General features: G+C 52.8%; 23 protein-coding genes and 1 tRNA gene. 16 read left to right on the forward strand and 8 right to left on the reverse strand.

The features are described from left to right. Positions 1-32 precede the first annotated feature (32 nt). From H8K04_08740 to H8K04_08765, 6 genes are all read left to right on the forward strand, one after another. Entirely contained in the window at positions 33-815 is a 783-nt protein-coding gene (locus H8K04_08740; protein UVT17600.1) for a carboxypeptidase regulatory-like domain-containing protein, read from the forward strand. Between the two features lie 6 nt (positions 816-821). Then, a complete protein-coding gene (locus tag H8K04_08745) occupies positions 822-1,328 on the forward strand; it encodes a hypothetical protein (GenBank protein ID UVT17601.1) in 507 nt (168 codons plus the stop codon). Positions 1,329-1,426: 98 nt separating this feature from the next. Continuing rightward, positions 1,427-1,771 carry a hypothetical protein gene (locus H8K04_08750; protein ID UVT17602.1) on the forward strand — a complete coding sequence of 115 codons (345 nt, stop codon included), beginning with the start codon at positions 1,427-1,429 and terminating at the stop codon, positions 1,769-1,771. A 307-nt stretch (positions 1,772-2,078) separates the two neighbouring features. After that, the gene (locus H8K04_08755; GenBank protein UVT17603.1) at positions 2,079-2,474 is read left to right on the forward strand and encodes a hypothetical protein; all 396 of its coding nucleotides are present in this window, start codon (positions 2,079-2,081) and stop codon (positions 2,472-2,474) included. Further along, entirely contained in the window at positions 2,474-2,731 is a 258-nt protein-coding gene (locus tag H8K04_08760; GenBank protein ID UVT17604.1) for a hypothetical protein, read from the forward strand. Before H8K04_08755 ends, H8K04_08760 begins: the two co-directional genes overlap by 1 nt. A gap of 24 nt (positions 2,732-2,755) precedes the next feature. Beyond that, the gene (locus H8K04_08765) at positions 2,756-3,049 is read left to right on the forward strand and encodes a hypothetical protein (protein UVT17922.1); all 294 of its coding nucleotides are present in this window, start codon (positions 2,756-2,758) and stop codon (positions 3,047-3,049) included. Positions 3,050-3,104: 55 nt separating this feature from the next. On the opposite strand, the gene H8K04_08770 is transcribed toward H8K04_08765, so the two are convergent. The 4 genes from H8K04_08770 to H8K04_08785 form a co-directional block, all read right to left on the reverse strand. Then, a complete protein-coding gene (locus H8K04_08770) occupies positions 3,105-4,085 on the reverse strand; it encodes a threonylcarbamoyl-AMP synthase (GenBank protein ID UVT17605.1) in 981 nt (326 codons plus the stop codon). Between the two features lie 151 nt (positions 4,086-4,236). Continuing rightward, complete coding sequence (locus tag H8K04_08775; protein UVT17606.1) at positions 4,237-4,758, reverse strand: peptidylprolyl isomerase; 522 nt, start codon at positions 4,756-4,758, stop codon at positions 4,237-4,239. A 46-nt stretch (positions 4,759-4,804) separates the two neighbouring features. Next, the gene (locus tag H8K04_08780) at positions 4,805-6,163 is read right to left on the reverse strand and encodes an MFS transporter (protein UVT17607.1); all 1,359 of its coding nucleotides are present in this window, start codon (positions 6,161-6,163) and stop codon (positions 4,805-4,807) included. 106 nt (positions 6,164-6,269) lie between these two features. Next, entirely contained in the window at positions 6,270-6,947 is a 678-nt protein-coding gene (locus H8K04_08785; protein UVT17608.1) for an FKBP-type peptidyl-prolyl cis-trans isomerase, read from the reverse strand. A gap of 342 nt (positions 6,948-7,289) precedes the next feature. Here H8K04_08785 and H8K04_08790 point away from each other — a divergent pair, with 342 nt between their 5' ends. The 6 genes from H8K04_08790 (at position 7,290) to H8K04_08815 (ending at position 10,643) form a co-directional block, all read left to right on the forward strand. After that, positions 7,290-8,024 carry an MBL fold metallo-hydrolase gene (locus H8K04_08790; GenBank protein UVT17609.1) on the forward strand — a complete coding sequence of 245 codons (735 nt, stop codon included), beginning with the start codon at positions 7,290-7,292 and terminating at the stop codon, positions 8,022-8,024. 81 nt (positions 8,025-8,105) lie between these two features. Continuing rightward, positions 8,106-8,549, forward strand: a complete 444-nt coding sequence (locus tag H8K04_08795) for a hypothetical protein (protein ID UVT17610.1) — start codon at positions 8,106-8,108, stop codon at positions 8,547-8,549. Positions 8,550-8,691: 142 nt separating this feature from the next. After that, entirely contained in the window at positions 8,692-8,895 is a 204-nt protein-coding gene (locus tag H8K04_08800; protein UVT17611.1) for a hypothetical protein, read from the forward strand. 200 nt (positions 8,896-9,095) lie between these two features. Then, on the forward strand, positions 9,096-9,353 hold the full coding sequence (locus H8K04_08805) for a type II toxin-antitoxin system Phd/YefM family antitoxin (GenBank protein UVT17612.1): 258 nt from the start codon (positions 9,096-9,098) through the stop codon (positions 9,351-9,353). Positions 9,354-9,362: 9 nt separating this feature from the next. Further along, positions 9,363-9,623, forward strand: a complete 261-nt coding sequence (locus tag H8K04_08810) for a type II toxin-antitoxin system RelE/ParE family toxin (GenBank protein ID UVT17613.1) — start codon at positions 9,363-9,365, stop codon at positions 9,621-9,623. A 348-nt stretch (positions 9,624-9,971) separates the two neighbouring features. Next, positions 9,972-10,643 (forward strand): hypothetical protein, encoded by a 672-nt coding sequence (locus H8K04_08815; GenBank protein UVT17614.1) that lies wholly within the window; start codon positions 9,972-9,974, stop codon positions 10,641-10,643. 744 nt (positions 10,644-11,387) lie between these two features. Here the strand turns inward: H8K04_08815 and H8K04_08820 are convergent. Together H8K04_08820 and H8K04_08825 are read right to left on the reverse strand one after the other, a co-directional pair. Further along, on the reverse strand, positions 11,388-12,107 hold the full coding sequence (locus H8K04_08820; GenBank protein UVT17615.1) for an HNH endonuclease: 720 nt from the start codon (positions 12,105-12,107) through the stop codon (positions 11,388-11,390). Between the two features lie 85 nt (positions 12,108-12,192). Beyond that, positions 12,193-13,179 carry a DUF4238 domain-containing protein gene (locus tag H8K04_08825; protein UVT17616.1) on the reverse strand — a complete coding sequence of 329 codons (987 nt, stop codon included), beginning with the start codon at positions 13,177-13,179 and terminating at the stop codon, positions 12,193-12,195. Between the two features lie 450 nt (positions 13,180-13,629). On the opposite strand from H8K04_08825, the gene H8K04_08830 reads away from it, so the two are divergent. Further along, positions 13,630-14,826, forward strand: a complete 1,197-nt coding sequence (locus H8K04_08830; GenBank protein UVT17617.1) for a hypothetical protein — start codon at positions 13,630-13,632, stop codon at positions 14,824-14,826. 12 nt (positions 14,827-14,838) lie between these two features. Here the strand turns inward: H8K04_08830 and H8K04_08835 are convergent, their stop codons facing one another. Together H8K04_08835 and H8K04_08840 are read right to left on the reverse strand one after the other, a co-directional pair. Next, positions 14,839-15,210 (reverse strand): tyrosine-type recombinase/integrase, encoded by a 372-nt coding sequence (locus H8K04_08835; GenBank protein UVT17618.1) that lies wholly within the window; start codon positions 15,208-15,210, stop codon positions 14,839-14,841. 117 nt (positions 15,211-15,327) lie between these two features. Then, a tRNA-Ser gene (locus H8K04_08840) sits at positions 15,328-15,420 on the reverse strand. Between the two features lie 716 nt (positions 15,421-16,136). Between H8K04_08840 and H8K04_08845 the strand changes: the two genes are divergently transcribed. From H8K04_08845 to H8K04_08855, 3 genes are all read left to right on the forward strand, one after another. Beyond that, positions 16,137-19,907: a hypothetical protein gene (locus H8K04_08845; GenBank protein ID UVT17619.1), complete on the forward strand. Its 3,771-nt coding sequence runs from the start codon at positions 16,137-16,139 to the stop codon at positions 19,905-19,907. Between the two features lie 452 nt (positions 19,908-20,359). Further along, a complete protein-coding gene (locus H8K04_08850; protein UVT17620.1) occupies positions 20,360-20,833 on the forward strand; it encodes an IS1595 family transposase in 474 nt (157 codons plus the stop codon). Between the two features lie 163 nt (positions 20,834-20,996). After that, positions 20,997-21,707 carry a hypothetical protein gene (locus H8K04_08855; protein UVT17621.1) on the forward strand — a complete coding sequence of 237 codons (711 nt, stop codon included), beginning with the start codon at positions 20,997-20,999 and terminating at the stop codon, positions 21,705-21,707. Positions 21,708-22,250: the final 543 nt, after the last annotated feature.

Raw genomic sequence — 22,250 nt, forward strand, 5'->3', positions numbered from 1 at the left:
CTCCCCAGTGTGTTTTTGACAGGAGCATACCTATGAGATGCTTCACTCGTGGCTTCGTGTCCTGCTTTCTCGGCATAATGCTGCAGGCGCTCGCGGTCGGCATTGGTGCTGCTGAGCAGGCCTCCGCGTATGAATCCATGGCAGTGGTTGATGGAGGGGCGGTCAAAGGGATGATCCACTTCAGCGGTACGTTGCCTGATCCATTTGTCTTCAAACTTGGTCGCTATCCGGACCAAGCGTATTGTGGCGCCCTATCGGATGGATCAGGCGATCGTCTGCTTCGCGAAGTGATCGTGGGCTCACAGGGCGGACTCAAGGATGTGATCGTGACGATCCATGGCATTACCAAGGGGAAGCCGTTTGATCTCGAGGAAACGAAGCTGGAGGCGAATATCTGTCAATTCGTGCCCTTCGTGTCCGTCATGCGGGATCAGCATCCTCTGACGGTACAAAACCTTGATTCCGTTGCCCATGACTTGCAGATCTATGAACGTGACCGTGAGCATGTCTTTATCATGTTTCACCGTCCGGCTCTGACCAAGGCCGGAACTCAGGACGTCATCCGTTTCACCGGGGACCGTCGTGGGGTCATCATGCAATGCGGAATGCATCCGTACATGCAGGGGCATGGGCTCGGGGTCGATAATCCCTACTATGCCGTCACAGGCGGAGAGGGCACGTTTGATATTCGTGATCTCCCGGCCGGAACCTACCGGATCAAAGCCTGGCACCCGACACTTGGGGAACAAGAGCAGGAATTTACCGTGGCCGCCGGAGGGAGCGCTTCGGTAGAATTTACCTTTGCCGCCAAATAATACTCCATGCGTCTGCGCCGATATCTGATCAGTTTGATGCTCACGGTCATGGCAGGCTTTCCTGCCATGATACCGGCCTTCGGTGAAACTCCACCGGCACCGGCGGTGAGCCGGATCGAGGTGGTACTGGCCTATCAGTATCGAACTCGGGAAGCAGAGCTCAAACAGGAGTTTGCGCAAGCAGGGCTTCTGAACGTTCACTTCCAGTTCGCCCGTATGGGTCAGCCACCCCAGAACATCGGGCTTGGTCGAGACGTACCGGCCGATAAGGCGCGAGAGGCGATACGGCTGGCCCTCAAGTACAATGTGGGTGTCGGCATCTTGCTGCCGGAGAGACTGTTTCCTCCCCGGTTCATTACGATCGCCTCGTCGAACTATGATGACACCGTCGAGTATCCCATCACTGAGGGCGCCCTTGCCAAGCTGCGGGATCCCGAATTGAGCACAGAGGGTTTTCATCGCCTCTATCGGGATCTCACCTCCGTCACACTTGAGCCGAAGGGGCGGTATTAGGGCCGGTTATGAGGCTATGTTCAAAATACAGGTCAGGCATACTGCCGGTCATCGTGCTCTGTGGTCTCATCGTGGGCAGTGTTCCGACGAACGATGGGATGACTGTCTTGGCTGCCCAGCCAGATCAAAGCTTACAAGAAGCGGGGGACAGTCTGAAGGTGAATGTGGAAGAGATGATCGCGCATGGCGGAATGGGGGATGCGAAGGCGATTCTCCATCACTGCGGGGAGGCCACCCGTTACGCCGAGTCTCTTATCAAGCAGCTGTCAAGCTCGCACCCGGGCCGGGATGAGGGTGTCGCGTCTCTGAATGACGTGATTCGGCACTGTAAGCGGGTATCGGAAATCGGAACCCATGCCGATCCGGGAGTGCTCCTTAACCCCGGCATCAAAGCACGCACGGCTGCCCGATCAGCGCTCAAGTCACTCGGACTTGCCAAGTAACCAACCTTTAGAGAGGCTCTGGCTACGCCTGTGGAAATGGCTGTTGCCCCTCCAGCTACTAGGTGATTTCCTAGTTGAGGAGGATCTCCGCCTCAGCGTATGTACTACAAACTCCTCGCTATGGTCAGTTCGCTTCGAATCCACTGTCGTCCGATGCTGATATCGGGGATATGAGGATGGTGTGGACTGCCGGGTATGTCACGAAGGAGATAGTGGTGGAGAAGGTATCCTTTGCCATCCATGCTTGCTGTCCGCAAGACCGGCAAGCCGGAATTGCCGAACAAGAACGCATGTCCTGACACAACGCATGGACACCTCGGTCATCCCACAAGAAGTCGCCCAGTTTATCATCGATCGTATCGATTCCATCGGCCAGTTGGAAGCGGTGCTGCTGTTGCGGCAAAGCCCGGATACCTGGTGGGAGTGCAAACCGGTGTCGGGCCGGTTGTATATCTCCGAGGAGGACTGCGCGTCAGTGCTGGACGGGCTGCGCCGGCAAGGTTTGCTGGTGTGCAAGCAGGAGAAGTCGAAACCGGTCTATCGGTACAAGCCGGACACAGGAGAGCTACGTGAAATGGTGGATCGACTCGCTTACTACTACTCCAAGCACCTGGTGCCGGTATCGAATCTCATACATGTCAAGGCGCAGATGCGGATGGAGCAGTTTGCCGACGCGTTCAAATTCCTTTCCAAGGAAGAGTGATGGCCTCGTTCATCTATGCGCTCTGTGCCATGACCGCCGGTCTCTGTGCCTGGCTACTGTTGCGTGCCTATGGAGAAAGCCGGTATCGGTTGTTGTTCTGGAGCGGGTTGTTCTTCGTCGTCATCACAATCAATAACCTTTTCTTGATGACTGATAAGCTGGTCTTTCCCATGACGGACTTGAGTGTCATCCGGCATACCATCTCGTTGGCGGCGCATGGCCTGCTGTTGTTCGGGCTGATTTCCGAATCGAAATGAGGCACCTTGCCCATGCTTGAGTCGATGGCGTTGAATGAATTCTTGCTCGGAGCCCTCGTGATGGGTGATCTTGTCTTGGCGTTATTTTTTCTTCACTATTGGAGGGTGACACGAGACCGGTTCTTCGTCTTTTTTGCCTGGTCCTTCGTCCTCTCGTGCGTGAGTCGTCTGGTGTTGGCCGGGCACCTCACAAATAGCGAATCCGAACCGCTCGTTTACCTGATACGACTTCTCTCCTATGCGGTGATCGTGATTGCGATTTTCGACAAGAACCGTGTCACGATTGCCAAGCTCCTGTTCCAGCGGACGTCAGCATGAGGAAAGAGAAACATAGGGAGCGTTCGTTCCGAGAGGTAGGAAAAGCAATTTTCCGTCAACGCGCGGCGCAGCGGCGCAGACGATCCATAATGGCGAGCCCCAGCCCTTCTTCTTTGCAAGGTTCTGCATAGATCCGATCGAGGCCCAAGGCATCCAGACGCCGGAGCGCGGCGAAGAGATTGCGCGCCGCTTCACGAAGATCACCGGTCGGAGAGAGAACTTCAACAGCGGCGAAGCGGGTGTCGCTCTCACTCGCTTGCGAGAAAATCAACAAACCTGGGCGTTCATCCCGTCCACCGTCGGCTCTGGCTCCGGCGGAAGGTAAGATTGTTACGGGAGTCTGTGTTGCGTAATGCCGTGTCAGTTGCCCGGGCGCAATGGGCGTTGCCTGTTCGGATGACGCTCGCCGCAACAGACCGATGACGGCGGTGAGTTGTTCGAGGGTGATACTGCCGGGCCGCAACAGTTCGGGCTGCGCACCGACCAGGGAGACGATCGTCGATTCCACGCCGAGTGTGCAAGGACCGCCGTCTAAAATCACATCGACCTTCTTCCCGACACCTTCGAGAACGTGCTGAGCTGTCGTGGGACTGACATAGCCGAACGGATTGGCGCTGGGAGCGGCGATGGGGGTGCCTGCCTCTTGAATAAGCGCTTGCGCCACCGGATGATTCGGCATTCTGACTGCAACGGTCGCCAGACCGGCGGTTACGAGATCCGGGACAGCCGACTGTTTCGGCAAGACCAAGGATAACGGGCCTGGCCAGAAGGCATCTATGAGTCGTAGAGCGGCCGCGGGGAGAGACGTGACCACCATGTGTAATTGTTCTCGATCGGCGATATGCACGATGAGTGGATCAAACTGCGGGCGTTGTTTGGCTTCGAAGACTTTCGCTGCTGCGTCGGGGTTCATGGCGTCGCAGCCGAGTCCATAGACCGTTTCGGTCGGAAACGCGACGAGCCCGCCCGTCCTGATCGTCTCCGCTGCCAGATGTATGGCCTTAGGAATCGTGGCTGAAAGGATTGTTCCATTCATCGGATTGGCCTTTGCGCACACAGGGCTTGTACGCGCCGATCAGGGTTTCACTGTGCGATGAGAGGGGCGATGGGATCAATGCGCCCGTGAAGCGCGTATCGCCGGCATAGGTGAGGCGAATATCGAGACAGATAGCCTTCCATCTCGTACGTTATTCTTTCACGGTCATCATGATCCTGATCGGCTCCAATGGATTGTCTTGCTCGTCGCGGGGGACCTCGACAATTTTATCGACTACCTCGATCCCGCGAAAGACCTCTCCGAATACCGTATAGCGCCGATCCAAACCACTGTTGTCTCCCACGCAGATGAAGAATTGCGAGCCATTATCATTGAAGTCGCGCGTGCTGTTACTCTCACGCGGCATTTTCGCCATGGACAGAGCCCCACGTTTGTGCGGGCGATCGTTCGGCTCAGGTGTAAGAAAGTAGCCCGGTCCTCCGGTGCCATGGAGCGTACGGTCGGAATGTTTGCTCAGAGGATCGCCGCCTTGAATGATGAACCCAGGCACAACCCGGTGGAAGGTCGTGCTGTTATAGAATCCCATCTTCACCAGATTGATAAGGTTCTCCACGTGGCGAGGTGCCGCGTCTGAGTAGAGGCGAATCTTGATCTCCCCAAACCTCGTGGCGATCGTCACACGGGGGTCCTTCTTTTGAAACTGCAGTGTCATGGTTACGAATGTAGCAAGGCGACCTTCCTGGTGACAAGGACCGCGTTTAGCGCTGATTGATGGATGGCACGTGTTCAGCGCTCAAGTCTCCGCGCCCAGTGTCTTCTCTTGCGAGTCCATCTCCAGGCTTGATGCGTAACCACATGATTCCGCCGATGAAGGCCATGAAGGCTGCGAAACCGAGTGAGGCGGACCAACCCCACTGTTGAGCGAGCCACGGCGTGAGCGTGGGAGAAATGGCCCCACCGAGATTGGCTCCCATGTTCATGAGGCCTGAAAGACTGCCGGCATGGGTCGGTGAAAGATCGCTCGTCGAAGACCAATAGGCGCCGATGGTGAAGTAGAGCCATCCGGCGCCCAACGATAGGCTGGCGATGGCGAGATAGGGAGATTCCAGCGCCGAACCCAGCGCGATGGAGCCTGCCGCCAGCCCCATCCCCACCATGCCTACGATTTGACGGCCTTTCGTTACGCCTTGCCTGATCGTCAATCGATCGGTGACCCACCCGCCGAGAGGACAGGACACAAGAATTGTGAGGAAGGGGGCGGCCGCAAACAATCCTCCGCGTAAAACCGTGAAGCCGCGCTCATTGACGAGATAGAGGTAGAACCAGGACATATAGACGTACGCGACATAGCCCAGGCATCCGTAACTCAGCATGAGCCACCAGACGCTCGGTGTGTTTCGCAACGTGGTCCAAGGAATCGAGGGTCGTGTTGGGGGAGCAGGCGTTGTGCAAGGGGTCGCCACACGATGCATTGTCCACGGATGAGTTGCTGGACGGTCGGCAGCCAAGAACCACCAAATAGCGGCGAGGCCGATGCCGATCCCGCTTGAAAGATAAAATGCCGTTTGCCAGCCATAGTTGACCATGACCCAGGCGGTGAGAGGCGGCGTGATGGCTGCGCCGATCCCAATGCCACCTATTGCGGTGCCGATGCCCAGACCTCGCTCATGGGCCGGAAGCCAGTCCGTGACGGTTCGATTGAAGGTCGGCAATGCGGCCGCTTCTCCGACGCCGAGAAGAAATCGGACAAGAGCAAGCGCGCCGACGATTCCCAATGATCCGGCCAGAAAAGACGTTGCCGCCATGGCGGTCCAGGCGGTAAAGCAAGACCACCAGATGAGCGCGATCGTCAGGACGATACGAATCCCCCACCGGTCGCTGAGCCATCCGCCGGGAACCTGGAACAGCGCGTATCCGACGACGAATGCAGAGAAGACGTACCCCATCTGTTGATCGGTGAGCCCCAAGGCCGGCATCATGTCGCGGGCGGCGACGGATATATTGACTCGGTCGATGTAGGTGACAACGCTGATGGCGAACAGTAATCCGAGGATCATCCAACGTAGGGGAGAAGGAGGGGAAGGCTCTCTGCGATCAGGATGAATAATCTCGCTCACGATGATTCAAGCATCAGCTGCCTGGAGAGAAATGGATGCTGATAGTGGAAGGGTTCGAATGCATGAACGGATTGCCGCCTCTTTGTCAGAGGCGGCAACGACGTCTTTACTTGCTGGGGATTTCGAGTAATTCCACCTCGAATACCAAGGTCGCGCCGGGTTTGATGTTCGGCGGTGATCCGCTGTCTCCATAGGCCAGATTGGACGGGCAAACCAGCCTGCTTTTCCCTCCGACCTTGATGTGCTGCACACCTTCCGTCCAACACTTGATGACCTTGTCGAGAGGAAATGTCGCAGGTTCCCCTCGCTTGACGGAGCTATCGAATACGGTCCCATCGGTCAGGGTGCCATGATAGTGGACTTTGACGGTATCCGTTGCCTTTGGTGATGCGCCGGTGCCGGGCTTGATGGGGGTAATCACGATGCCCGACTCGGTCTTGGTCGAGCCTTTCTCCGAAGCCGCTTTTGCGGAGAATGCAGCACCGGCCTTCTTTTCACCCTCGGCGACAAGAGCCAGTCGAGACTGTTGAAGAAGTTGAATTTTTGGCCCGAATGTCTGGAGATCGGCCTTCGGAGGACGCTTCAGCACGCCGTCGGTCATGCCATTCTTGACCATATCGAGTTCGGTCTCACTCAAGGAAAAGGTTCCCAGTGATTGACTGATGGCCAACCCAAGGGCATACAACGTTTTCTGGTCATCGTTGACTGGATCTTGCGATGCCGCCAGTAGCGGCGCGGTGAAGACAAGAAGCCCGGCGGCAAGGCACAATGTACGAATTCGCATGGATAGAGGGTCCTTTCTTGTGATGGGCTAATGTAGCACGTAAGAATACGATAGCTTTCCTGATCTCACAATAGAAATTTTCTCCAAAGCGTAATGAACTCATCGTGGAGATTCAACGGGATGACAGGATATGCCTTGCGCCGCTCGCTCCTCGGGTCTGGATGACCATGGAGGGGGGTGTCCGTGGGAGGAAGAGGACGCGCCCACGCTGATCGGTGTTCCATAGTACTCAGAATTATTTGTTAGGGGCGCTCAGAATTTGACTTCCCGGCATGAAACCCGTATTCGTAGAGGCCTTCGTTTTCCTTATCCACCGGGCGTATCGAATGAGGAAGTTCGGTCATGGGGACGAATGAGTCATATCTCGTCACGGCTTTATTGGACGTGAACGATGTACAAGACGTCGACGATCGAGCAGAAGCACGTACCTACCTCATATCCGACCGTAGGTCCGGCATGGCTGCCATTGTTGACTCCGTCCTAGAGAACATCGAACGTGATTGCAAGGTCATTCGAGATCTCGGTCTTACCTTACGCTTCGCTCTCGAAACACATATCCATGCAGATCACATTACGGGCGCTTCGCTGCTCAAAGCTCGGACCGGTGCACAGATTGTCTATGGAAGCGGTGCAAAGGGTGTGGTGATGGGTGCGGACCGTTTTCTCTTCGACGGCGAGACATTGTCGATCGGCGAGACGCGCATCCAAGGGCTCGCCACACCGGGGCACACCGATAGCTGCATCAGTTATGTGTTATCCGGCGCAGTGTTCACAGGAGATTCCTTATTTATCGGGAGCAACGGCCGCACGGACCTGCAAGGCGGCTCGGCGGAGAAGCTGTTCGATTCCGTACGCCGACATCTCTTTGCTCTTCCGGACGACACCATCGTCTATCCCGGGCATGACTATAACGGTCGGGTGTCCTCAACCATCGGTGAAGAAAAGCGATGCAACCAACGACTGAACGTGTCGATCTCGAAAGCCGCATTTATCGACACGATGAATGCCAGGAACGTGCCGCCCCCCGCAAAAATGAGCATCGCAATCCCGGCCAACATGCGGGCCGGTAATATCTGATCGAGCCTCACAGCCTGATGAAGGCCTGATCAGAAGCTCCTAGAGCGTTAGGCCGGTCGCTTCTTCTTCAGGGGTTGCCCCATGAAGCCAGTCTTGTACCTTGATGTGGATGGTGTGCTGTTTGGATTGTACGGCACCCCTGAAGCTTTCCAGCTGCGCCCTGGTGTGACAAGCTTCCTGACCTGGATACACGAGCGATTCCAACTCTCTTGGCTCACCGCATGGTCTCAGAGATCTGTCGAGCACCTCTGTGACTCCATCTATTTTCGTGAGGTCAATCAGACACGGTATGTGAACTGGTCGGGCTACGCTGGGAAAGAGCTATGGCTAGCGGAGCGGAAGGACACGTTGGCCAAAGTAGATTGGTTGTGGATCGATGACAACTTGCCAGTACCGGAACGATTGCGTGAATTGGGCCTAGACCCTGCTCGGTGTCTCCCGGCCGCACCGACCGGGGCCGATGAACTCCAGCGCCTGCAAGGCCTGCTTCAGGACCACCTGAGCCTACCCCAAAGCGATTCCTAAGCCCTCTTAGGTCTAGCCAAGTTGCTGTGTCTTCTGTAGCTCCCTGATATGTTCTCCTTGAATTGGGAATCCATCTCGTGTACAAAGCCGCCTCCGTCGAGACACCGTTACCGGACGAGCACATTACAACAAAGGAGTCGTGATGGGAGATCAGTGGTCCCTGAGTCAAGAAGAAGAAGACATGAATCGCCGGAGTCTGTTTCGCAAGGCGAGAAAGGGCGACGAGAAGGCCAGGCTGGAGTTGCAGGAAGTCTACGGCGTGCGATTATGGTCGGAGCCTGAACGCGCAGAACTGGTCTATGAAAATCCCAGGCACGCTGCTAAACGTGGTACCAAGAAGTCGTGAACTCACAAGGCGGTCTCGCCAAACAAGTGCGTAGCTCTAAGTAGTTGAACCGGATGGCGGAGGGATGTCGTAACGAGCACTAACCGCTACATCAGCCCGGCATCAGAGGAGGGCTGGGTCTACAGACTTGACAACATTCTGTATCAGACGTATATTTCATACATATTGTACAATTTGAACAAAGTGAGGAGGGTTACATTATGCAACCAGCCCTTACTGTGAGTGAAGCAAGAAGAGACTTTGCCGATGCAGTCAACCGAGTAGCCTATAAAAAAGAACGTGTCCTTGTTGAACGTCATGGCAAGGTGGTTATGGGAATGGTCCCTGTTGAAGATCTTGAGCTATTGCGTGACCTGGAGGACCGTATTGACTTGGCGGACGCCCGTGCAGCTCTTGCCGAGGCAAAGAAGAAGGGCACCAAATCCCTTGCTGTTTTTGCCAAGGAACTTGGTTTATAAACACGATCTGTGGCATACGAGGTTGAACTTACCCCCGCCGCTCAGCGTCAATGGAAGTCGTTCGACAAGCCGATTCAACGCCAACTTCTTCAGCGTGTAACAAGCCTCGCAGACAATCCTCGACCGAATGGTGTGGAGAAACTGCAGGACGCGGATGACCTCTATCGGATTCGATCAGGTAACTACCGCATCATCTACACGATCAACGATAAGAAACTGCTCGTCTTGATCGTGAAGATCGGAGACCGGAAAGAGGTCTATAAGCGGTGAACGTCGTTGTCGCTGTCCTACGCGGGGTTATTCAGGATGCCACTGACGGTAGGCGACAGTGGCGGAGAGGGAGCTGCCCTACCGTCGTTAAAGGAAGCGTTTCGCTTTAAACTTCATGCGGTTGCGTTGATCGCCTCAATTGAACCGAACGACCCACTATCCGCGCACTGCTCCGTTGATTGGCTCTGAGAAGAATCGTGTATTGTTTCATCCGCAAAACCGAAGATAGCAGACCTCTCAAGAACCCGAATAGCGAGTGTGCGAGCCTCTGGCTCAATCGTATCAAGCTCCTCCTTGGGACGACAGCTTGCCGATACTGTTGCAGAACAGCTATTCTGAATCACTGGCATGACACGATCCGGCGTCATATTTTATCCTTTCCATCTGTGCCACGAGCGCACCTTGCAGTGGCTGCTGGAGCGGTATCAGCAGGTGCATTTCCGGGACTATATGGCCATACAAGTCAGTCCTTTCTGCGGGACAACGGCCTTTCCCGAACGTATGGGAGATTCCTTCCCCGACCTCCTGGCAAGCCAGCGACTGGTGCAGGGTTACAACGTCAGCGGACCGCTCAAGCCGGACACCTGCATCGCCGTGGATCGTGATCTAGCAGATTCAGTTTGGCGTGGGCTCTTTCATAGCGCGCTGGTGGAGAATCGCCGATTCCAACGCGGTCTGTTCGACGGCACAGACATCACTGGGCGTCACAAAGATGGCCATGCCGAGCAGACCTTGATGGTTCGTCTGAAGGATGTCTCGTTCGAGACGACTCCCTTTACGGTGGCCGGTATCCGTCAACTCAGCCGGCGACGGCTCATCGGCAGAGAAGCTGATCTCTTCGACTATGGCCTTGCCCTACTGAAAACCTCCGCCTCACTGGTGTATACAATACAACTGGCGACGGCTGAACAGCTGGCCGTTGCGACTGACTCGCGCGCCCATTTCACATTACTCACTCGGCTTATAGAACGAATGGGCTTCACGATCGAGAATGGGATGGTCGAACAAGGCATGTCTTAACCATTACACTCAGGTCTGCTAGAACCTCCGCCCATCCCTGCCCCATCAACGCCCCAAACAATTCCGGATGTCGCTGAAGACATTGAGACCGGCAGCGGATTGGGGAGAAGCCGGGATAACGGAATATTCGATCAGATCAGAGCAAATGACGCCGTGTAATTCTGCTTTGGCTCGAAGACCGATGGTCGCCCACGGACTGAAAGAAAAATGAAGAGGGAATATTTTGTTAGGCTGGATGCTAGGCTTCGCTGTTTATCGCATATAAACCATTGATAATATAAATTAAGTGGCGGAGAGGGAGCCGCCCTAGCCCTACACAGCCTCTTGCGCAATCCAATCTTGGACCAGATAACTCGTAACACTGGTCTCCCGCGCACAACTATCGCATGTTCCCTGGCGAGTGACCGACCCATGTCTTCGGAGTTTAGCCCAGTGGTACATTCGTTCGTCTTCAGTCCTTGGGAAGTCGAAGGACAACCTATCGCTACATGTTGGACAGTACTTCACCGTCATAGACATGATTGAGACCTCCTCTCGTACGCCAATAGGGGCACTACGTATGCACAGGAGGCTCAGTGTATCTAGGCAAAATGGGGATGAGGCACTCGGACAAACCCTAGGGCTGGCTCAAATAAACCAGACACGGCTTCTAGAGGATCGTGGGGGAATGAATGAATGATTTCTATGACGTTTAATACCCTTGGAGCTGATAGCTAACACCTGGAACATTTCCGGCACTTGATTTCAATCAAGGAGCTTGTCGGAGGGAGTGAGAAGAGGGAAGTACAAAGAAGGATGACCAACGCGCTTCACCGCTACATTGCCTTTTTTCTGATTACAGGAAATGCACATAGGTTGAAGGTTCTCCATCTCCGTTTCCCCGCCTTCTGAAACAGGAACAATATGATCGACGGTAATCTGATCGGGCCGCATGGTTCTTCTGCAGCCCGAACACTTCCCGTCGTAAGCGCTGAGAACAATCTTCCTCATCCATTCGGGTGGTTTTCTTCCATTTCCTCTATTAAGGCTGTAGAAATCGGAGACGGAACTGGTTCTCGTATAGAAACCTTCACCACCTTTAACATCGAGTTCAATTATACTTCCGCATCGGTCACATGCAGGTCCTTTCCAACCTCCACTGTGTAATCCCCGAGAAGCCTCTTTCACCTTCTTCCTCGATATACCAATCGTATGATAGTCTTGCTTCCAGCTGTCTGAGAACACATTTGGCTTAGGAAGGGTGGTCTCAAAGTATCGGCATTCACTATGCTTGCATCCCACACACAGCGGAACAAGAATATTGATTTCAACGTGGACCATCGGTCCATATCGGATTCTTATTTGTTTGATTAGCGAGGCGGCCTGAAAATCTGATTCCTCTCTATGGCGCTGAGCGTTTTGTAAATCCGCTTTCACGAAGTCTTGAAAAAATCTCTCAAAGTTTGTGAAAGACTCTTCATTCATGTTCGCCTGTCCGCTTGTCTGAGATGTCTCATCAATTTCGACCCCGCTTGAGCGAGCGCCTAAGGTGAGAGCGTCAACTAATCTGTCACTGGTGTCTGACCACCTTTATCTCTGCTTTCTTTTCAGGACCAGGGCCTCCCATCCGAATCGTCCGCTGGCTATCAGCATGTAGTTTCGCGAGCGCTAATACAGGCTCGCTTTCAGCATGGCTATACAAAAACCTCTCTGCTGCCCCCGCTACTAGCTCATTGGTGAACTCAACCCGTTCAACAGTAGCTTCATCGTATCTAGGTACGTTATCACACCAATGTCCCACCCAACAGTGAGTAGGTGAAAGTGTAAATATTGCCTCGGAATGCTGGTTAAAAAACCCACCAGTGCCATTGAAGGAATGGTGATATTCAGGCGGTACGAATTGAAGAAGTGGATTATCACAAGTAATGAAAAACACTCCATCAGGTGCGCTCAGGATAGACCATTTCATCGAGTAAAAGATGGGAACTAGCCTTTCATGACATTCCAGGGCTTTCAAGGTGTATTCATGAGAAACCTGAAGCACAGACTCTGATGGATCTAACATGCGAGCGCGAAGGTTTTGTTTTTGCTCGTCCGAAATCTTTCCCCTAGCTGCTTGGAAACCCTCCATTTGGGCTTCAAAAGCTTCATCATCGGAAGCGATAAGATAATCTCGTAGCATGCGTGCGTTGCCGTGAACCTCGGCGAAGATCCGACGGAAAAAATTAGTCCTTACACACATTAGTGCAAGGAAATTGGCGACATCATATCGTTGCTCATCGGACAATTCCTCTCCCATAACAAGAGGATTAAATAGGGGAGCAGCCGCATCTTCAATGTCAGTGATCGCATCATCAATATCGTGGATTCGGCGACCATCATCAGCAGTGATGCTGTAAAGATAGTTTTCACAAGCAGTATTTTCAGCAGATGCGGACCAAGCCCGACCAGTCTGCTTATCGTAATTCCAGACTTGCCCTGCGGGTGAAGTAAAGTATTCAAGGTAAAACCTTGGAACTTGATGCTGGCTCTTATTGGATTGCTTCCGATCACTCACGGCATCCCCACCAACCCTTGAACCGTCTTCGGCACATTTCCCTCTGCTCGATTGTTCACCTGGCAGTTAATTAGAATCAACCCATGACATTCCGAACCTAATCGACATTTCATGAGCGTGTGATTCAGATTCTACAGGGCACTTTCCGTACAAGGGGACCTCGATAAACGCTCCACGAATTCCCGACCACCAGATAACCCTCGCTTCTGGCATCCACTCACCAGTTCGAAGCGGATATGCTCTGCTGGTAATTTGCATGCCTTGGTAAATGGCTTTCATAGTTCCTCCAATTACTGGTAAATATAACCATACGTAAATATCTGTACCCGGTAATAAAGAAAAGGTCAAGGGATAAGGTCGGCGCGATAGGCGAGTAGATACTGTCAACTCGTTGAAGTAAACTGGCACGCAGGGCGCTGCCCAAACTGTCGTTCAGATAGAGAAATACTTATGCACCATATAGACGTTGCGGGGCTTGAAGCGCTTCATACGAAATGCATTCTAGAGACCCTTGCAGCGGGTGGGTTCCCTGAACATGCGTTTACCATTGAGATCAAGAATGAAATCAAACCCGTTGACCTGTATGCATATCTCCATGCCAGGTTTGGCCCACCAAACGGAGCACAGAACTTATTCCGTCATGATGACTCTGATAACTTGATCCACTGGGATTGGACGCTATCTGAGAAGAGGGGAGTTATTACCTTCCTCGGACTAAACTTCCGAACTGAAATTCTTTTCTTCGGCGACTTCCAACCTGTCGATTTCGATAAAGATAGCTTGATCGAAACTCTTAAAGCCGACTTTCAGAACTATGGAAAGCAAATATCAGAAGTCAGAAAGAACCTAGAAGAATGGGTCGAGTTCGTTAACCCGTTCCAGCGCACAAGATCTGCTATCGAACAACTTACGAACGAGCTTGAAGCGTTAAATTTATCGGCTGAAGAAAACTTTGACTTTGATTTGCTTGATCCTGAGGCCAGTCATGCAAAATGGAAGGAAGTCTCCACAAAATACAGTCGAGGGTTCGGATTGTGCTTCGGGATTAGAGCGATGTTGCCGATCTTGGCAGAAGCGTTCGTTAATCTTCTGTTCTTTCTTCTTTGCCGCGCCGATATAAAGGCAGATAAGCGTTTGTACGACAATGTGCTCAGGCAGCCGATTGACGTAAGAATAAAAACCTTGCATATAAACTGTACTGGTTTCATCAAAGCGGTAGATTATGCCAGCGAGGTTTGCGGCAAATATCATTCGATTGTGAATGAGAGAAACGATCTTCTACATGGGAATGTCACCATTGATAAGCTTTCGTTTGGAGAGGTATTCTTCAACGGAACTGTTCCAGTGTTTTCACAATACAAATCGATGTGGGAGAGATCTTTTGGCGTTGGTCTTAAAGCGGCAGGTCTTTGGAGAATTAAAGAAGAACACCAGGCCGTTATTCAGGTGATCGATTTTATTCTATCCTGCGTTAAACCAGAAATTCGAGACTACATCCAACGGCTTCTAGAGTGCCACGAACTCGGGTTTCGTCCAGAAACAGGAAGACTTGGCTTGCTTTTCTCTAATCGCTTCGCTGATTTTAGGATGAAATTCGAAAAAGGCCTTCAGGCTAAAGACGATGCGCGTACAGAACTTCACGATTGAGTCTCCATCAGTTCAAGCCGCCTCTTCCCTCTGACCGTTTGTCAAGGCCTTAAGCACGTCTGGGTATCTCAGCTTCTCCAATCCTTCTTGCAGCAGTTTCATCGGCACCCGTTCTCTATGGTCATAAACCTTTCCATGAACTCCCTGTGCCGCATGTCCGGCCAGCATCATCTTGACCTTCTCTTGAACCCCTGCGTCGCTGAGTCGAGTGATGAACCTATGCCTGAGACCGTGTAGTACCAGCGACTTATCTTTCAGACCAACCTTCTTGAGCAGCCGTGCGTACCATTTGCCGGTAGCATCGGCGAACGTGCTCTTACCTTTCTTTTGAGTAAAAAATAGGCGAGTCTCACCGGCCTTCCTCATCGTGTTGACGTAGTCCATGAAACCTACTGTGATGAGTGAGGAATGAACCGGAACTTTTCTCCTGCCAAGGCTTTAAAGAGGCTTGATTAGCTGAAATTTTGGCTGGTTAGCGATTCGCAGGAATTGAGGCAAGATTGGCGGAGAGGGAGGGATTTGAACCCTCGGTAGAGATTTTGTCCCTACGACGGTTTAGCAAACCGTTGCCTTCGGCCACTCGGCCACCTCTCCGCGCCGTACTGGATATGATTAGTCAATCACTTGGGAGATTTGTATTCTCTCGCGTTCAATCGAGTCGACATTTGTGCCATTTTATAGGCCGTCCGGTCAACTAGTTTCCGCGAGGAGGGGAGTGCCGCTCTCCTCAACTCCCAGGTTCACTCCTTAGAGCTATGCCAGCGCGTACACGCTCAAGCGGAGCTTTCCAGGTGCTCTCAACTGGTGTGAAGCCATCCCGCCGTCCGTAAAATGCGCGCTAGACGGTTGAACTACGTACACGTGGGTTTATGTCTTTGTGATATTCATTTCTCTGCCGCGTGTTCAAAAAATTAGATACCGAATGTTGTGTCTCCGCATTAAAGACAAGCCCTGTTTGACCCGGTAAATGGAATACGATAATTTCAGCTATTTCCGTTGGTGTGCGGCATGTCAAGGTCTCCTGCTCAATGTCCAATAACAGCAGAGACGAATTCAGTATTCCAACCAAGCGTCAAATCGCTAGACGTGCCGGCTATCATTGTTCTGACCCATCATGTCGCCGCTTAACAGTCTGCACTAATTCTGACGACACCCACGAAGTCAATCTCGGTGTTGCTGCCCACATCTGCGCGGCTGCGCCTGGCGGGCCTCGCTACGATGAGAACCAAACATCCGCGGAGCGTCGATCAGCAGATAATGGCATCTGGATGTGTAGACTCCATGGCACGGCCGTGGACGCACCTGACTCGATGTTTACGGTTGAGCTGTTGCGTGAATGGAAGGCGCAGGCCAAGGAAAATGCGTGGCAAGCCACCCTATACGGCAAAGGCCCGCTCACGCCATCATTGACCCAGACGCCCACCACAAGTGAGCTTAGTACTCGCCTTCGTACAGCCATAGTCGCTGATCTTGATGTTTTTCGGCGTTCAGAAAAATGGCCATCTACCAATATTGCGCTCATCCTCGAAGTAAATGGCTTGAGAGATCCGGTCAATACTTCAGCGCTAGCGTCTGCGCTTGCCACGCTTGACGATCTGATTCTTGTTGCACCACCCGGCCTCGGCAAGACTACGACGTTGTTTCAAATCGCCGAAGCCCTATTGGCCAAAGGCAACGCGTCGCCAATTGTCGTTCCCCTCGGCGATTGGTCTACGGACGGCCTGACGCTCCTCGAATCTATCCTGAAGCGTTATGCATTTCGGGGAATTTCGGAAGGTGACTTGCGTGCCGTAGCAGCAGACCCTGGCGTAATCCTGCTGCTTGATGGTTGGAATGAGTTAGACGTGGCGGCTCGCAGGCGCGCAGGCGTTCAAATTAGAGTTCTCCAAGACGAGTTGCCCGAACTCCGGTTACTAATCACTACGCGGAAACAGACGCTCGATGTTCCGGTCGATGGCACACGCGTTAATCTCCTCCCACTTAGTCAAACGCAGCAGTTTGATATTGCCAAGGCTCTAGGTGGAGACGCTGGCCTCCGTATGCTCGAACAAGCACGGCGCACGGTTGGTGTGCGTGAGCTTGTCACGATTCCGCTTTATTTAACGGCACTGCTAGCTCTTCCCGAAGGAGCGCCTTTCCCGACCACGAAGGAAGAAGTGTTGCGTTGCTTTGTTTCTGTGCATGAAGCGGAGGCTCTACGCGCTGAGCATCTCTTGGAAGTAACCTGCGGGTTGCACCAGCGGTATCTGCAAGGACTCGCAGTGACCGCTAATCGCATCGCGAATACGACAATCCCAGAAGCGCTCGCTCGTAAATCGGTCTCAGAAACAGAAAGTGATCTTGTGGCGGAAGGGCAGATCACCGAAAAGCCTCAGCCTACCGCTGTGCTGGAGACCCTTGTCAGCTATCATCTTTTGCTGCGGGACGGCGAACCGGCAGGCTATTCGTTTCAGCACCAGCAATTTCAGGAATGGTACGCGTCTCACTTTGTCGAAACTCTGATGACAGTGAGCCTCTCTGATCTGGCATCCCAGAACAGGCTGAAGACAGACGTTCTCAATCAGCCGGTATGGGAAGAATCCATTCTTTTCGCGTGCGAGCGATTGGCATGCGGCGACCTGAAACAACAAGAGTGCTGCGGGGCTGCCATTATGGCCGCATTCGAGGTCGACCCCATGCTCGCTGCCGAGATGATCTATCGTTCCACTGACGCCGTCTGGGCGCGCGTCGGCTCGAGCATTAAAGAGTCTATCGACCAATGGCACACGCCAGGAAAAGTCGATCGTGCCGTGCGTTTTATGATCATCTCTGGCCGCCACGAGTTCTTTGATCGAGTTTGGCCGCTCATCACCCACGAAGATGATCAAGTGCAGCTCCAGGCACTCCGCGCCGGCAGTCGCTTCCGGCCATCTCTTCTCGGAAAGGATGCTGCCAAGCTAATTGCAGCGTTGCCGGGAAGCACTCGAAAACACGTTCTATGCGAGATCGCATATAACAGCGGAATGGAAGGCCTCGATCTCGCGACAGCCGTCGCCAAGGATGATCCCGACCCCGAGGTAAGAGTGGATGTGACTAGTGCGCTTGCGTTTCGCCGTGCGAATCGGCACGTGGCTGACGTATTGCGCTGCTCGGATGCGAAGACTTTTGACCTAGTGCTCTCTAGGGATATTGATGTCGTAGCGACTGATGAGCATATCAAACGAGAAATGGAGGGGGCGCGTGAGCGTCAGCGCAAGGATGCTGGTTCGGCTTATGATCGGTTGCGCGCAATCCTGCATAGCCAAAACGATCAAGACTTCAGCCAGGAGTTAACCGCTATCATTGCCGAAATGGAGATCGACACAAAGCAGGATCCTGCGGTCCAAGTCATTTATGCGCTGCGCGACCGCTATTCACATTCCATTGCAGATGGTCTCCTTCAGCGCTTACGCTCAGGTCGCACCATGTTCTACGGGGCAGACGACCTCCTTGCGTCCGCTGGTTTCAGCCTGGAAGATGATGTGCTCATCGGAATCGTACTCGCCGAGACGCCTCGATTTGATAATAATGCGCAGGCGGCTGCATCCGTGCTCGGAGCGCAGGCCGTTGGTCACATAATAGAAATTCTTCTGAAGACAAAAGAGCGTTGTAGGGATGAGAGCGGCAGATACGACCAAGTTGCAAGTGACCGTTACCATAATCTGTTCGACCGTATTGGCCGCGCACCTGGTGCAAGTCTTGTTGTTGCCACCCTAAGTCTCTCTGCCCGAGTAGGGAATGAAGAATTGGCGACTTTGGCGGAGTTAATCTCTGGCCATCCTGGCGACAAAGAAAATCGTGGGAGGCCATTCGACGACGATGCTCGGACTACGATTAGAACGCTCGCGGAAAGCTGGGGGAATCGGATGCTGGCCTCTGGCGATGCAACCCGTTCGCAGTTGGCTTGGGTTGCAATTCTCACCAGACGTGCCCCCTCGGAAACCTTACTGCCCTTGCTGAAATGGCTGCTTGATGAAGAACTCAAACTTTGGCGCTCGTTTAAGGAACAGGCCCGCACTGATCAGTATCGTGGTGGCACAGCTACTAATGAAGCACGCACATCCTGGACCTGGCAGTACCAGCTCGCATTTCAGGCAATTAGTGGTTCTGCGACTACTGCACTAATGCGCGACTATCTGGCGGACATCGAATTCGGCCATTCAGCTGCTTCGGTACTTGCAAATCAATGGACTGCATCGAATGAACCTAGTCTTGGGTATCGCTTTGGAGGTGGTGTGGATTTCTCGCGCTTCGGAGAAAAACGAGCCGCACGCGCCAAGGATGCTACCCCAACCTCATTGGAGGCGGAGTCGATTTTCGCTGTGATTGAGCAGTTAATCGCTGATGGTGCTACGGAGGATCACAAGAGGCGCGCCGTTGCACTGGGCATTGTTGCTACACGATTGCCACACGGCCAACGGCAGGCAATGATCCAAAAGCTTATTGCACTAGCTTCACGGAGGTCGCGGGCAGCCCTTCTTCAAAGCCTCATTTTGTCGGGTGAGACCATCGATATTTCTTTAGTAAAAACCGGTATTGCGGAGGTACTTGAGGCTGCGAAGACAGATTGGTGGATTTTAGAAGACGACCACTCTACTGAGTTGGATGATTGGTTACGTCTATTGCCGTTTACGAGTTCTCCCTCCGAAGCGGTTGCTATTGTGCGAAATTTACCAGAAGACTTACGCAGGCCGGATCGTCTTCGTGAAATGATTTCAAACTTTGGAGCTACGCCTGCTGATGACGCCGAAAGCGTCCTGTTTCAGTTGGCGGAAGCAGATCCGAGACTCTATGACTACTACGCCTGGCGGCAAGCCGCTATTGACCGAGGCACATTTTCATCAGCTCTGCGTTTGGTGGATTTGGCTGCGAAAAGCGCATTCGATGGCCTGGGAGCGGAGCGCTGGCCTCTAGCACGACAAATCGGTACTGCTATGAGCGAATTTTCCGAACTCCGTAAATATGTCTATCAGTTATTAGAAAGGCAACTATCCCTTGACTGTATAAATGCATTATGCTACTCTCCGGTCAACAAGGAGAGACACGATGCCACCTGTCGATAGAAACAACCCAAAGCGAGCCAAATCTTCCGATTCGCAGTACTCCCTCATGGAGTTCATGCGCGAGTTTCCTGATGACGCCACCTGCTTGGAATGGCTCTGGCGTAATCGGTACTCCAAGGATGGGAAGCATGCGCATTGCCCGAAGTGCGATGACAAGACGATCTTTGAACGCTATGAAACGTCGCAACAACGGCAATCGTGGACCTGTACCTCCTGTGGGCATCATCTCCATCCCACTGCGGGGACGATCTTCCACAAGTCCTCTACCTCGCTGTACCTCTGGTTCTATGCGATGTACCTGATGACGAGCACTCGCTGCGGCATCTCTGCGAAGCAGTTGGAGCGGGAACTTGGCGTGACCTACAAAACAGCGTGGCGCATGGCCTTCTTGATCCGTAACGAACTGATGACGCAGGGAGCAGGGCCGTTTACGAGCGGGAATCCGGTTGTAAATGGACGAAACGTACATTGGTGGAAAAGAGCGGGGCATTGGTCCTGGCCGTCCTTCTACGCTTCGCTCCAAGAAACAGCCAGTGTTCGGCATGGTTCAACGTGGCGGCAGAGTGGTTGCCGTCACCGTCCGCAACGTCGCAGCCGCGACCGTCATGCCGTACATCACTGAGCGAGTGTTGCCCAAATCGACGGTCTACACCGATGAATATGCGGTCTACAACGATCTGAATAAAGAAGGCTTTAAGCATCGTCGCATTCGACACTCGGAGAAAATCTATGTGAGCGGGGATGTGCATACCAATACCATCGAAGGGTTTTGGTCGCTCACAAAGCGAGGCATTGGCGGCGTGTATCACGCAGTGTCTAAGAAGCATCTTCAGGGTTACCTAAACGAGTATGCGTGGCGGTACAACCACCGCGACGATGGGAGGGCGCAGTTTGAGCAGTTACTTCTTGGTTCCGTTGGCCGGTAACGGCGTGGCGGCTTTCTTCAGATTCTTGAAGAAGTCGCCCCGCTTCGGGATGGGGATCTCTACACCCTTCTTGGTCTTCTGTTTCTTTTTCATAAGCTGATTTTACCTCATTATGGATGACCGTCGCGAATTCTATCGGAAATTTAGATGGGCACAAAAGCGTTTGGATGATCTGGATCTTGAAGTAGATAGATGGCTCCATAAAAACTTTGAGAGCATCACCTACAAACAAGATCCTAAACACCCGGATGAGCTCCTCGTGTATGCATTTATTGACGATGTTCCAATCGATGTCTCCTTGCTCATTGGAGAAGTTCTTCATAGCTTGAGGGGAACGCTTGACCATTTGGCCTATAGCCTCGCCAAGGTTCACAGTGGCCCCTCTTTCAGCGACGATATCAAGAAGGATTCCGAGTTCCCGATTTTCAGCGCGGCTGATGCCAGCCTGTTCACCAAGAAGACCAGGGGGATGAGTCCTCAGGCACAGGCAGCTATAGAGAGTTTGCAGCCCTACCACGGAACCGACCCGACGAAACATATCTTGTGGATTCTCAATAGGCTGTCCAATACCGATAAGCACAGACTTCTTCTCAGTGGTGCTCTCGGCAATAGGGATGGAGTCGTTAGACGTAGCGAAGGGTTTATTATTTCCCACAAGGAGCCCCATATAGGCCCGCTTAAAGGAAATGCAAAAATAGCCACCTTGCGAGGGCACTTCACCGGCGAGAAAGTGGATGTGAAGTACGTGCCCTACATCGAAGTAGTTTTCGACTGCGGCTGCTTGGTGGACGGTAAAGATATTCAGAGCATTCTCAAGGATATGTTTTCTCATATTGGCATCCATGTGCTTAGTAGGTTAGACGAATTTCTGTAAAACTCGCGAACCTCTACAGTTAAGGGATAGTTGCCATTAGAAAAAGGTGGGGCACTGCCTGGTCTTGGATTACTAGCAGAATCGGTCGCAGAATCTCCTGACGCAACTGGCTTACTGTTGCTCATCAAAATTGAGGATGAACACAGACCATCCTTATCCTCAGCGCTGACCGTTGAGAGAGTTGTGACTGAACATCTACCCTCCAAAAACTGGAAAGGCTCATACAGCATTGTTCCCGTTCCCGCCGTTGAACTCCGGAGAAAACTGCTCGCTATGACGGTAGACGGAGGCCCTATGAACGCTGCGGCACATTGTCTTTCCCAAATTGATGAAATCAGGGATAAATATGGAGTGCCAGATTCTGAACCGCGGCACCCGGATCTGGCATCAGGAAAGCGGTGGCCAGTTATGAGCAGCCAGGAAAATGTAAATTGAGATGTCTTCCGAAGCTAGCGGAAAAGCGGAGTGACAAGCGTAGTGAATGAATCAGGGAAATGGCGGTAAATCGCAGTAATTAGCAGGAAGCGCCGCTACGCATCATCG

This window comes from Nitrospira sp. (assembly GCA_024760525.1).
GTDB lineage: Bacteria > Nitrospirota > Nitrospiria > Nitrospirales > Nitrospiraceae > Nitrospira_D.